The 12,384-nt window shown below is 30.4% G+C and carries 11 protein-coding genes; 9 read left to right on the top strand and 2 right to left on the bottom strand.

Features of this window, described 5'->3' with window-relative positions; translation table 11 throughout:
- Positions 1-4 precede the first annotated feature (4 nt).
- The 4 genes from eno (at position 5) to ctlX (ending at position 4,777) form a co-directional block, all read left to right on the top strand.
- Positions 5-1,300, top strand: coding sequence for a phosphopyruvate hydratase (gene eno, locus ACQ65T_RS01075; protein WP_430399273.1), 1,296 nt, complete (start codon positions 5-7; stop codon positions 1,298-1,300).
- A gap of 161 nt (positions 1,301-1,461) precedes the next feature.
- A complete protein-coding gene (locus ACQ65T_RS01070) occupies positions 1,462-2,745 on the top strand; it encodes a citrate synthase (RefSeq protein ID WP_430399272.1) in 1,284 nt (427 codons plus the stop codon).
- A 137-nt stretch (positions 2,746-2,882) separates the two neighbouring features.
- Positions 2,883-3,839, top strand: coding sequence for an arginase (rocF, locus tag ACQ65T_RS01065; protein ID WP_430399271.1), 957 nt, complete (start codon positions 2,883-2,885; stop codon positions 3,837-3,839).
- The gene (gene ctlX, locus ACQ65T_RS01060; protein WP_430399270.1) at positions 3,839-4,777 is read left to right on the top strand and encodes a citrulline utilization hydrolase CtlX; all 939 of its coding nucleotides are present in this window, start codon (positions 3,839-3,841) and stop codon (positions 4,775-4,777) included. The genes rocF and ctlX overlap by 1 nt, the downstream gene beginning before the upstream one ends.
- Positions 4,778-4,846: 69 nt before the next feature.
- On the opposite strand, the gene ACQ65T_RS01055 is transcribed toward ctlX, so the two are convergent.
- The gene (locus ACQ65T_RS01055; protein ID WP_430399269.1) at positions 4,847-5,473 is read right to left on the bottom strand and encodes a MarC family protein; all 627 of its coding nucleotides are present in this window, start codon (positions 5,471-5,473) and stop codon (positions 4,847-4,849) included.
- Positions 5,474-5,579: 106 nt separating this feature from the next.
- Here ACQ65T_RS01055 and ACQ65T_RS01050 point away from each other — a divergent pair, with 106 nt between their 5' ends.
- Entirely contained in the window at positions 5,580-5,936 is a 357-nt protein-coding gene (locus ACQ65T_RS01050) for a CoA-binding protein (RefSeq protein WP_430399268.1), read from the top strand.
- Here ACQ65T_RS01050 and ACQ65T_RS01045 read toward each other — a convergent pair.
- Positions 5,907-7,355, bottom strand: coding sequence for a sodium:solute symporter (locus tag ACQ65T_RS01045; RefSeq protein WP_430399267.1), 1,449 nt, complete (start codon positions 7,353-7,355; stop codon positions 5,907-5,909). The two genes, ACQ65T_RS01050 and ACQ65T_RS01045, sit on opposite strands and share 30 nt — an antisense overlap.
- Positions 7,356-7,433: 78 nt before the next feature.
- Here ACQ65T_RS01045 and recR point away from each other — a divergent pair, with 78 nt between their 5' ends.
- The 4 genes from recR to ACQ65T_RS01025 all read left to right on the top strand — a co-directional run bounded on the left by recR (position 7,434) and on the right by ACQ65T_RS01025 (position 12,381).
- Entirely contained in the window at positions 7,434-8,054 is a 621-nt protein-coding gene (gene recR / locus ACQ65T_RS01040) for a recombination mediator RecR (protein WP_430401290.1), read from the top strand.
- A 77-nt stretch (positions 8,055-8,131) separates the two neighbouring features.
- Positions 8,132-8,926 (top strand): polysaccharide biosynthesis/export family protein, encoded by a 795-nt coding sequence (locus ACQ65T_RS01035; RefSeq protein ID WP_430399266.1) that lies wholly within the window; start codon positions 8,132-8,134, stop codon positions 8,924-8,926.
- Positions 8,927-8,937: 11 nt separating this feature from the next.
- Positions 8,938-11,394: a polysaccharide biosynthesis tyrosine autokinase gene (locus ACQ65T_RS01030; RefSeq protein ID WP_430399265.1), complete on the top strand. Its 2,457-nt coding sequence runs from the start codon at positions 8,938-8,940 to the stop codon at positions 11,392-11,394.
- A gap of 3 nt (positions 11,395-11,397) precedes the next feature.
- Positions 11,398-12,381, top strand: coding sequence for an SDR family oxidoreductase (locus tag ACQ65T_RS01025; RefSeq protein WP_430399264.1), 984 nt, complete (start codon positions 11,398-11,400; stop codon positions 12,379-12,381).
- The last annotated feature ends 3 nt before the right edge of the window (positions 12,382-12,384 follow it).

Raw genomic sequence — 12,384 nt, 5'->3', positions numbered from 1 at the left:
AAAGATGAGTATCATTATTAAAGTTCATGCAAGACAAATTCTTGATTCTAGAGGTAACCCAACGGTTGAAGTAGATGTAATTACTGAAAACGGTACTTTAGGTAGAGCTGCTGTTCCAAGCGGCGCTTCAACTGGCGAACATGAAGCGGTTGAATTAAGAGATGGAGGTAAAGAATTCATGGGTAAGGGAGTTCGTAAAGCTATTGAAAATGTCAATATTACGATTGCAAATGAATTATTAGGAACTTCTGTTTTTGAGCAAAATGCAATAGATAAAATAATGATTGATTTAGATGGTACTCCAAATAAATCTAAATTAGGTGCAAATGCAATTCTTGGAGTCTCATTAGCTGTTGCAAAAGCTGCTGCAAACGAATTAGGAATGCCATTGTATAGGTATGTTGGTGGAGTTTCTGCTAATACTTTGCCTTTACCAATGATGAATATCATTAACGGTGGTTCTCATTCAGATGCGCCAATTGCTTTTCAAGAATTTATGATTATGCCGGTTAAGGCAAAAAACTTTACACATGCAATGCAGATGGGAACGGAAGTTTTTCATAACTTAAAGAAAGTATTACACGATAGAAAATTGTCAACTGCTGTTGGAGATGAAGGTGGTTTTGCGCCAAATTTATCTGGTGGTACTGAAGACGCATTAGACTCTATTAAATTTGCAGTTGAAAACGCAGGTTATACATTTGGAGAAGATATTATGATTGCTTTAGATTGTGCTTCTGCCGAATTCTATGTTAATGGAAAATACGACTATTCTAAATTTGAAGGTGAGACCGGTAAAATTAGAACTTCGCAAGAGCAAGCAGAGTACTTAGCAGAATTGACAAAAAAATATCCAATTATCTCAATTGAAGATGGGATGGATGAAAATGACTGGGAAGGTTGGAAAATTTTAACTGATTTAGTTGGAGATAAAGTTCAATTAGTTGGAGATGATTTATTTGTAACTAATGTTGAGAGATTATCTAAAGGGATAAGTAAAGGGATTGCAAATTCAATTTTAATCAAGGTAAATCAGATTGGTACTTTAACAGAAACAATTGCTGCTGTTAATATGGCGCATAATGCGGGTTATACTTCTGTAATGTCTCATCGTTCTGGAGAAACAGAAGATTATACGATTGCTGATTTAGCGGTTGCTTTAAATTGTGGACAAATTAAGACAGGTTCTGCTTCTCGTTCAGACAGGATGTCAAAATACAATCAGTTATTAAGGATTGAAGAAGAGTTAGCTGAGGTTGCTTATTTTCCAGGTGCAAATGCCTTTAAAATAAAAAAATAATTTTATTATTTGTATGAATAAAAAATCCCTGCTAACATTAAGTTGTTAGGAGGGATTTTTATTTAAAATTTAACTATAAATTATTAATAATTACTTTATAATTAAATTATTATTCGTTAAATTCGCAAAGTTCATGAAATTATAAAATACATTTAATAAATATGTCAAAAACTGCAATATTAGAGCTAGATGGCAAAAAGTATGAGTTTCCAGTTTATGTTGGAACAGAAAATGAAGTAGCTATCGATATAGAAAAGTTGCGTGGAGCAACAGGTGCAATTACAATTGATCCAGGATATAAAAATACAGGTTCATGTAATAGTGAAATAACTTTTTTAGATGGTGAAGAAGGGATATTGCGTTACAGAGGTTATTCTATTGAAGAATTAGCTGATAAATCGAACTTTTTAGAAGTTTCTTATTTGTTAGTTTTTGGTCAATTGCCAACTGCTAATCAGTTAGAGAAGTTTGAAAACGATATAAGAAAGCATACTTTAGTTAATGAAGAAATGAAAACCATTTTAGAAGGTTTTCCTAAGACTGCTCATCCAATGGGTGTTTTGTCTTCTTTAACAAGTGCATTAACAGCGTTTAATCCAAAGCCGGTTAATGTTGAAAATGAAAAAGAATTATATGATGCTGTTTGTAAAACTATGGGTAAATTCATGGTTATTGCAACTTGGACATACAGAAGAAGAATGGGTTATCCTTTAAATTATTATGATAATACAAAAGGATACGTTGAAAATTTCATGCGTTTAATGTTTGAAATTCCAACTGAGCCATACAAAATGGATAAGAAAGTTGTTGCCGCTTTAGATAAGTTATTTATTCTACATGCAGATCACGAACAAAACTGCTCTACATCTACAGTAAGAATTGTTGGTTCTTCTCATGCTGGTTTATTTGCATCAATTTCTGCCGGCGTTTCTGCGCTTTGGGGCCCATTACATGGAGGTGCTAATCAAGCAGTTTTGGAAATGTTACAAGAAATTCATGATAATGGAGGTGATGTTGATAAATACGTTTTAAAAGCAAAAGATAAAGAAGATCCATTCCGTTTAATGGGATTCGGACACAGAGTTTATAAAAACTTCGATCCTAGAGCAACAATTATTAAAAAAGCAGCTGATGATGTACTAGGAGCTTTGGGGGTTGATGATCCATTATTAGATATTGCTAAAAAATTAGAAAAAGTTGCTTTAGAAGATGAATATTTCAAAGCAAGAAGTTTATATCCAAACGTAGATTTCTATTCTGGAATTATATACAGAGCAATGGGAATTCCAGTTGAAATGTATACAGTTTTATTTGCAATAGGTCGTTTGCCAGGTTGGATTGCACAATGGAAAGAAATGAGATTAAATAAAGAGCCTATAGGTCGTCCTAGACAAGTATATATGGGTGCTAATTTAAGACCATTCGTTCCTGTAGAAAAAAGATAATTTATAAATATATTGATCATAAAAAATCCCGATAAGTCGGGATTTTTTATTTGTAAGAAGTTTTTTTCTAATAAAGGCTTTGTTATATTTGTGAATAATTGACTATGTATTGGTTTTCAATTAAATTAAAGAAGTATATGGATAATAAAATTGTTTTTATAATTAATAAATCTGAAATTACAGCTGGGACTAGAGGGGCTTCTTTGGGGCCTGAAGCTATAAAAGTTGCTGCTAGAAAAATAGGGAGTGATCTATTTGAAAAACACTCTTCTTGTAATGTTAAAAATGTAAATGAATTATTAGATGTGCCAACGGTTTATCCTTTTGCAAAAAGAATTGACGGTCTATTAAGTGTGTATAAAGAACTTAATACAGATATTTCTACAATATTAAATAAGGGCCAATTTCCAATAGTTTTGGCAGCTGACCATGGTTCTGCAGGAGGTACAATTTCAGGAATTAAATCTGCTTTTCCGGATAAAAGAATTGGAGTTGTTTGGATTGATGCACATGCCGATATTCACACTCCTTATACTACTCCGTCAGGTAATATGCACGGTATGCCATTGGCTTCTGTTATGAATATTGATAATTTAGAGTGTAAAAAAAATGATGTAGACGCTATTACAGTTAAATTATGGGAAGAATTAAAAGGAGTTGGAGTTACAAATAAAAAAGTCAATTCAGAAGATTTAGTTTATATTGGTGTTCGAGATGTTGAAAAACAAGAAGTTGCAGTAATAGAACAATTAGGTATAAAATGGTTTAAAGTTGAAGATGTTAGGGAATATGGAGTTAATGCTATTGTTAATAGCGTTAATGAGCAATTAAAAGAATGTGATCTTATATACGTCTCTTTTGATGTCGATTCTATGGATCCAGATTTAACTTCTTATGGAACAGGAACTCCTGTTAAAAACGGAATTACTCCTAATGAAGCCAAAGAATTATTAATTGAATTTTCTAAAAACAAAAAAACTGCCTGTATCGAAATTGTAGAAGTGAACCCTTGTCTTGATGAAAAGAAAAATAAAATGGCAGAAGTGACATTGGAAATTGTCGAAGAAATTGTTGATATAATTAAGAAAAGATAATGCATCAAACTACAAATACTCTATTAATGATTCGTCCGGTTGCTTTTCGAATGAACGAACAAACAGCAGTTAACAATCATTTTCAGAAAAGTTTAGACGGACTTTTGCCAGCAACTGTAAATGCAAAAGCACAAGAAGAATTTGATAATTATGTTCAAAAACTAAGAGCTGTAGGGATTAACGTTATTGTTGTTGATGATACTGTTAAGCCGGACACTCCAGATAGTGTTTTTCCAAATAATTGGATTTCTTTTCATGAGAATGGAGATGTGGCTCTTTATCCTATGTTTGCTGAAAATAGAAGATTGGAAAGACGTGAAGATATTTTAGATCTTCTTGAAGAAAGAGGGTTTAAAATTGAAAATATAGTTGATTATACTTCTGCAGAAGAAGATAATTTATATTTAGAAGGAACCGGAAGCATTTTATTGGATAGAGAAAATGAAATTGCTTACTGTGCATTGTCTCCAAGAGCAGATGAAGAACTTTTTATAGAGTTTTGTGAAGACTTTCATTATGATCCGGTAATATTTGAAGCTTTTCAAACTTTGCCAAATGGTGAAAGAAAACATATATATCATACTAATGTAATGATGTGTTTAGCAGAAACCTTTGCGGTTGTATGTGCTGATTGTATTGATGATAAAGCGGAGCAAAAAAATGTTTTAAAAAGATTGAAGAATAGTGGTAAAGAAGTTATTCTTATTTCAGAAGAGCAAGTAAATAATTTTGCTGGAAACATGTTGCAAGTTCGCGGTACAAATGATGAACTATTCTTAATTATGAGTAATGCGGCATATCAAAGTTTAAAGAAAGATCAAATTGCTAAAATAGAAAAGCATTGTAAAATTATTCATTCGAGTTTAGATACTATTGAGTTTTGTGGTGGTGGTAGTACTCGATGTATGATGGCTGAAGTTTTCTTGCCAAAGGCATAAATTTATTAAGGCTTAATATATAAAAAAACCCAAACTTAGTTTGGGTTTTTTATATAAGTGTACTGATGTTTATAAGGCTACTTTTAATATGTTGATTAATGCACTACTTATATATTGAATTCCGATAGCAATTACAATGAAACCAATTATTCTTGAAATGGCAACTAGTCCAGATGCACCAAGTATTTTGGAAAGATAGTGTGCGCTTTTTAAAATAAAAAAGATAGTTGTCGCAACACATAAAATAGCAACACAAGTAATAACTTTCTGATATATTTCAGGTTGTTCTTGGTACATTGCTATTAATAAAGACATAGATCCTGGTCCGGCTAACATTGGCATTGCAAGTGGAGTCAATGCAATGTCATTTCTGTGCATAGCATCATTAGTAACTCTTTTATTTAATCCTTTCCTTTTACTGATATTTCCAGATAATAATGAAAAACCAGAGTTTACAATTATAATTCCTCCGGCTATTCTTAATGCATCTATACTGATGCCAAAAAACTTAAGTACATATTCCCCAATAAAAAATGAAATTAAAAGAATAATTCCAACATTTATTGCGGCCCAAATTGAAATTCTTGACCTTTCTTTTTTGGTATCTTCTTGAGTCAGGCCAACAAAAATAGGTATTGACCCTAATGGGTTAATTACTGAGAATAATGCTGCGAATACATAAATAAATAGCTCCATAAGTTTTTTTTGCAAAGATATAGCTACTTTTATTAAGTAGCTTTTAATGTAATGTTATCTCAAAGTTATAATTATTTTAGTAATTTTATGTAAATAATCTAAATATATGAAAACACTTGTTATCGGCGCTTCTACAAACAAAGAGCGATATTCATACAAAGCAATTAATAATTTAATAGCAAAAAGTCACCAAGTTGTAGCAATTGGAGTTAAAAAAGGTATGGTAATGGATATTCCAATCGAAACTGAAAAAATTGATTTTCATGCTGTTGATACAGTTACTCTTTATCTTAATCCAAAATCCCAACAAGAATATTATGATTATATATTGTCGTTAAATCCAAGAAGGGTAATATTTAATCCTGGTACAGAAAATGAAGAGTTTTATAATATTCTAAAAGCAAATAATATAGCTTTTGAAGAATCATGTACTTTAGTTTTGCTTGCTACGAATCAATATTAAGCCAAAGAAAGTTAATAGGCCGTTTACAATTAAAATTTCAAAACCAAAATTAAATTTAAACCAATCAAAACTGTAATTATTTAATAATAATGAAATCACTACAGCTGAAATGGATACTACTGGAACAAGAGCATCTCTAACTTTCCATTTTGTAAATAAACCAAAACTGTAAAGACCTAATAAAGGGCCGTAAGTAAAGCCTGCAAACTTTAGCACTTTGTCAATTATACTCGAATCATTAAACGCATATTTAAAAAATAAGATTACAAAAATTGAGATAACAACAAACATCAAATGAATTCTCTTTCTTATCTTAACTTGTTTTGCTTCGTTATATTTTTTTTCAATATCAAGTATGTCAATGCTAAATGATGTAGTTAAAGATGTTAAGGCACTGTCTGCGCTAGAGTAAGCTGCTGCAATAAGTCCCAATAAAAAACTAAAAGCCACTACGATTCCTAAATGTTCATTTGCTAATATTGGGAATAATGCATCGCCATGTGCATCAATACCATATTTTAATGCATATTCTGTAAACAAAAGACCTAAAACAAGAAAGAAAAAGTTAACAATCGTTAGTACAATTGTAAACCAAAACATGTTTTTTTGAGAATCTTTTAATGTTTTACATGTTAAGTTTTTTTGCATCATGTCTTGGTCTAAACCGGTCATAACTATCGCAATAAAAATCCCAGATAAAAATTGTTTCCAGAAGTATTTTGGAGAACTCAATTCGTCAAAGAAAAAAGTTTTTGAAAAATTACTATCCGCTATAAAAGAAGAAAAATTTGAAATATTTATTCCTAAATCTTCAGAAACAACAACAATACAAATTCCAACTGATAATAACATGAAAAATGTTTGAAGTGTGTCGGTCCAAATAATGGTTTTTATCCCTGATTTAAAAGTATATAGCCAAATCAACAATATTGTAGCGGTTACGGTAATCCAATATGATATGCCTAAAGGTTCAAAAACTAAAGTTTGCAAAACATCAGCAACTAAAAGTAATCTTAAATTAGAACCAACAGTTCTAGAAATGATAAAAAACCAAGCGCCTGTTTTATAGGTATATTTCCCAAATCTATCTTCTAAATAAGTATAAATTGAAGTTAAATTAAGTTTGTAGTAAAGCGGAAGCAAAACAGTTGCTATAATGAAATAACCAATTATATAGCCTAAAACAATTTGGAAATATACAAACTGTGAGCTTTCAACTTTACCTGGCACTGAGATAAATGTAACGCCAGAAAGTGATGAGCCAATCATCCCAAAAGCTACTAAATACCAAGGTGATTGCTTATTTGCTTTAAAAAAAGAATCGTTATTAGAAACTTCTTTTTTTCCTGTGAAGTAAGAAAATAAAATAAGTACACTGAAATAAGAAAGTATTAATATAAGAATTGAAATTGGATTCATAGTTTATCACCTTTGTTTCAAACAAAGATAAAAGAATATCTTAATAATAAAATGACTTACTTTTGTATTTTTGCATCTATGGAATTACCTTCAAAATTATTAGAAACTGCTGTAAATGAAATTGCGCAATTACCAGGAATTGGTAAAAGAACAGCGCTTCGATTAGCCCTTCATTTACTTCGTCAACCGTTAGATCAAACTCGAAATTTGAGTGACTCTTTGTTTGAACTAAGGAGTAAGATTTCATATTGTGAAAAGTGTCACAATATTTCAGATAATTCAATTTGTCAAATATGTAATAGTCCAAAGAGAGATCATAGTTTAATATGTGTCGTTGAGGATGTTAGGGACGTTATGGCAATTGAAAATACCGGATTATTTAAAGGTGTTTACCATGTTTTAGGCGGTAAGATAAACCCTATCGAAGGAATTGGTCCAGGTCAATTAAAAATCAAAACTTTAGTGGAGAAGATTGCCGAAGGAAATGTTGAAGAAGTTATTTTTGCATTAAGTTCAACTATGGAGGGTGATACTACTAATTTTTATATTTACAAACAGATTAAAGATTTTAATGTTAAAACATCTACTATAGCCAGAGGTGTTGCTATTGGCGACGAACTTGAATATGCAGACGAGGTAACTTTAGGTAGAAGTTTATTGTATAGAGTGCCATTTGAAAATTCTTTAAAGCAGAATTAATTTTTTCAACATTTAAAGTGTTTAAATTTCTCAAATTTAATTGTAAAAACTATATTTGTTTCCTTAAATGAAATCTGATGAAACTATATAAGTTTATATATATATTAATAATGTTTGCATGTGTTACTTCTTGCATACCTAATAAGGAATTGATTTATTTGCAAAAAGGACAGGAAAAAAGTCAATTTATTGAGGTTAATCAGTCACTTTCAAAGCCTTACCGTATTCAAATCAATGATATTTTGTCCATATCAATAAAAGCTCTTGATCAAAGATTGGTAGAGATGTTTAATCCTTCTACGCAGTTAAATCAAAATCAAATAAATCAGCAAAGTTTATATTTTAATGGATTTTCTGTGGATGACCATGGCAATATAAATATTCCTGTTTTGGGGAATTTAAATGTATTAGAGTTTACTGTTGAAGAGGTTCAAAATGAAATTGAAAAGAAGTTACTTGATGAATATTTTAAGAAAGAAGCAAGATTATTTGTTAATGTAAAGTTGGCAGGTTTAAGATACACTGTAAATGGAGAAATAAATTCACCTGGAACAAATATTTTGTTTCAAGATAAAGTGAATATAATGGAAGCAATTGCTAATTCAGGAGATATTACGATTACTGGGAACAGAAAGGAAGTACAAGTAATCAGAAAATTGCCTCAGGGTTTTGAAACACATTATATTGATTTGACAAGCTCTAAAGCATTTGAATCGCCTGTATTTTATATACAACCAAACGATTATATCTACATAAAGCCTTTGAAGCAAAAATCATGGGGAACTGGGACAACAGGTGTACAAACAATAGGGACAATTATAACAGCCTTGTCATTAATTACGACAACTATTTTGTTAACTAGAAATTTATAAAAGAGTTAGAGATGTTAGATACTAAAGATTTTACTTTTTTTGAATCTCAATCAAATTTTGATTTTAAAGGTTTTTTTTTAAAATTAATAAGTTATTGGAAGTGGTTTGTGTTAAGTTTCATAATTACTTTTTTCGTTGCTTATAACGTAAATATTAGGAAAGAGAAGGTTTATGGAATGGAGTCTAGTATAGTCGTAAAAGATGAAAACAATCCATTTTTTACAGCAAATACAAGTTTGGTCTTTAATTGGGGAGGAGTTTCAGATAAGGTGCAAACCGTTATTACTACTTTAAAGTCTCGTTCGCATAATGAATTGGTTGTTGAAAATTTAGAATATTTTATCAATTATGAAGTTAAAGGAAAATATTATTTTGAAGACGTATATGGAAAAGTTCCTTTTTATGTAAAGATTGATAAAAATAAAGGACAGTTATTAAATACGCCCATAAAAATAAAGTTTCTGACTTCAAATCAATATGAATTAAGTGTTGATTTTACTGAATATCCATCAGGTTCTATAATGCATTATATTGATGATTCAAGAAGTAATTTAGGTTCTTTAAGTGATGTTTTTGTTAAAGAGTATAATGTTGATGAAGAAGTAAGTTTACCTTTTTTAAATCTTAAATTGCATTTAAATCCTGATGCGATTGACTTTAAAGGAAAAGAGTTTTATATTCGATTTAGCGATTTTAACAGTACGGTTTCAAAGTACAAAGATATAGATGTCTCTGCTGATGCAAAAGCCGCTTCTGTAATTACATTACAACTTCAAGGTTCTAACAAATATCGATTGGTAAAGTATTTAAATACTACTGTTTCTATGCTAAAAAAGATTCAGTTGGATGGTAAAAACCAATTTGCAACAAACACTATTAATTTTATTGATAGTACTTTATTACAAATGGAGAACCAAATAAAAAGTGCCGAAAATGAATTGAAAGATTTTAGAAGAGGTAAAAATGTTTTTCAATTAGAAGCTGGAGGAGAAAAGTTAACCGATAAGGTTTCAGATTTTGATATTACTAAAGATGAATTAGAACGTAAAAGCAAATATTTAAACTTACTAAATTCATATTTGCTTAAAAATAATGATTTTTCAAAATTGCCTGCGCCATCTGTTGCAGGAATTGATGATCCAAATATTCTAATAAACGTTTCAAAATTAATTCAATTATCTGCTCAAAGAGCAGAGTTAGGTTACTCTGTTAAAAGCAATAAAATGTTTACTGAGTTTGATTCGGAAATGGAAGCCTTAAAAAAAGTTTTACTTCAAAATATTATAAGTGCTAAAGCTTCTTTAGAAGTTGATATGTCTATTGTTAATAGAAATATTGCGAAGCTTGAAGGAGAAATAAGTAAACTGCCAGAACAGCAGCAAGAATTAGTTAAGATTACAAGAAAGTATGATCTTAAAGATAATTTATACAGTACTTTCTTGCAAAAAAGAAGTGAAGCTGAAATTGTTAAAGCAGCTAATATTTCTGATATCGATTTTATTGATCCTGCAAAAGACGTTGGAGGAGGTTTAAGAGGGCCAAAGACGAGTATTAATTATATTTTAGCTTTTTTAATTGGCTTTTTAGTTCCATTTCTCATAATCTTTTTAATTACGTTATTGGATAATAATGTAAATAATACTGATGATATCAATAAAATGACTAATATTCCACTTATAGGGGTGATTGGAAAGAAAAATACAGAGAATAATTTGTCAGTTTTTGAAAAACCTAAATCTCCATTAGCGGAGTCTTTTAGGGCCATTCGTTCTTCATTACAGTTTATGTATAAAAAACAGAAGGTTGAAGGGTCAAAAACTCTTATGTTAACATCATCTGTTAGTGGTGAAGGTAAAACGTTTTGTTCGATAAATTTAGCCACAGTTTTCGCATTAAGTGAGAAGAAAACGGTGATTGTTGGTTTGGACTTACGTAAGCCAAGAATTTTTGGTGATTTTAAAATAGATAACATTACTGGAGTTGTAAACTATTTAATTGGTCAAAAAACATTAGAAGAGGTTACTCAATCTACTCATATTCCTTTTCTAGACGTTATATCTTCAGGGCCTATACCTCCAAATCCTGCAGAATTATTAATGAGTGATGCAATGTCTGAAATGATAGAAGAATTGAAACTAAAGTATGAATATATTATTTTAGACACTCCACCTGTTGGTTTAGTTTCTGATGCTTTAGAATTATCAAAATTTTGTGATGCAACAATATATGTAGCGAGACAAGGGTTTACAAAAAAAGGTATGCTTTCGGTTGTTAATGATAAACACAAAAGAGGTGAATTAAATAATATAAGTATTTTGTTAAACGGTTTTCAAAACAAAGCAAAATATGGTTATGGTTATGGTTACGGTTACGGTTATGGAGCTTATGGTGAGTCATATCATGATGAAGTAGTGGAAGAAAAAGGATTGAAAAAGATTCTGAATAAGTTTCGAAAAAAAAATTCTTAGGATTTGGAAAAAGTAATAAAAAATAAAAAAATACTTATTACAGGAGGAGCTGGTTTTATAGGTTCTAATTTATGTAATTACTTTGTTGAATATAATGAAGTGGTTTGCTTGGATAACTTTGCTACAGGTCATTTTCATAATATTGCTCATTTAATGAATAATAAAAACTTCAAATTAATTGAGGGAGATATTAGGGATTATAAAACATGTGAAGATGCAGTAAAAGGAACTGACTATGTGTTGCATCAAGCTGCGCTTGGCTCTGTTCCAAGATCAATTAATGAACCATTAATTTCAAATGAGGTTAATGTTTCAGGTTTTTTAAATGTTTTACAAGCAGCTACAAAAGAAGGGGTTTCTCGGTTCGTTTATGCAGCAAGTTCGTCTACATATGGAGATTCAGAAGCATTACCAAAAGTAGAAGATAAAATAGGAAAGCCATTATCACCTTATGCTGTTACCAAATATGTAAATGAGCTTTATGCCGATGTATTTAGTAAAACCTATGGTATAGAAACAATTGGTCTAAGGTATTTTAACGTTTTTGGAAGAAATCAAGACCCAAATGGAGCTTATGCAGCGGTTATTCCTAAATTTGTGAAGAGTTTTATAAATCATGAAAGTCCGGTGGTAAATGGTGATGGCAACTTTTCTAGAGATTTTACCTATATTGATAATGTCATTCATATGAATGAAAAGGCATTAGAAACGCAAGATAAAAAGGCTGTAAATACTGTCTATAATACTGCTTTCGGAGATAGAGCCACTTTAAATGAGTTAATAAGTTATTTAAAAGAATATTTAGGCGAATTTGATCCTGAAATTTTAAAAGTAGAAGTTAAATACGGCCCTTTAAGAGCCGGAGATATACCTCATTCTTTAGCAAGTGTAGAAAAAGCAAAAAAATTATTAAATTATAATCCTCAATATTCACTAAAAACAGGACTTAAGGAGGCAGTTGAGTGGTATTGGAAAAATTTAAAATAGAAT

Source organism: Flavobacterium sp. (assembly GCF_965284515.1).
Classification (GTDB): domain Bacteria; phylum Bacteroidota; class Bacteroidia; order Flavobacteriales; family Flavobacteriaceae; genus Flavobacterium.
This window is presented reverse-complemented; position numbering and strand designations above follow the sequence as displayed.

Excerpts from the sequence above, each read along its gene's own strand:
- eno (WP_430399273.1), top strand. The coding sequence starts at position 5 with ATGAGTATCATTATTAAAGTTCATGCAAGACAAATTCTTGATTCTAGA.
- ACQ65T_RS01070 (WP_430399272.1), top strand. The coding sequence starts at position 1,462 with ATGTCAAAAACTGCAATATTAGAGCTAGATGGCAAAAAGTATGAGTTT.
- rocF (WP_430399271.1), top strand. The coding sequence starts at position 2,883 with ATGGATAATAAAATTGTTTTTATAATTAATAAATCTGAAATTACAGCT.
- ctlX (WP_430399270.1), top strand. The coding sequence starts at position 3,839 with ATGCATCAAACTACAAATACTCTATTAATGATTCGTCCGGTTGCTTTT.
- ACQ65T_RS01055 (WP_430399269.1), bottom strand. The coding sequence starts at position 5,473 with ATGGAGCTATTTATTTATGTATTCGCAGCATTATTCTCAGTAATTAAC.
- ACQ65T_RS01050 (WP_430399268.1), top strand. The coding sequence starts at position 5,580 with ATGAAAACACTTGTTATCGGCGCTTCTACAAACAAAGAGCGATATTCA.
- ACQ65T_RS01045 (WP_430399267.1), bottom strand. The coding sequence starts at position 7,355 with ATGAATCCAATTTCAATTCTTATATTAATACTTTCTTATTTCAGTGTA.
- recR (WP_430401290.1), top strand. The coding sequence starts at position 7,434 with ATGGAATTACCTTCAAAATTATTAGAAACTGCTGTAAATGAAATTGCG.
- ACQ65T_RS01035 (WP_430399266.1), top strand. The coding sequence starts at position 8,132 with ATGAAACTATATAAGTTTATATATATATTAATAATGTTTGCATGTGTT.
- ACQ65T_RS01030 (WP_430399265.1), top strand. The coding sequence starts at position 8,938 with ATGTTAGATACTAAAGATTTTACTTTTTTTGAATCTCAATCAAATTTT.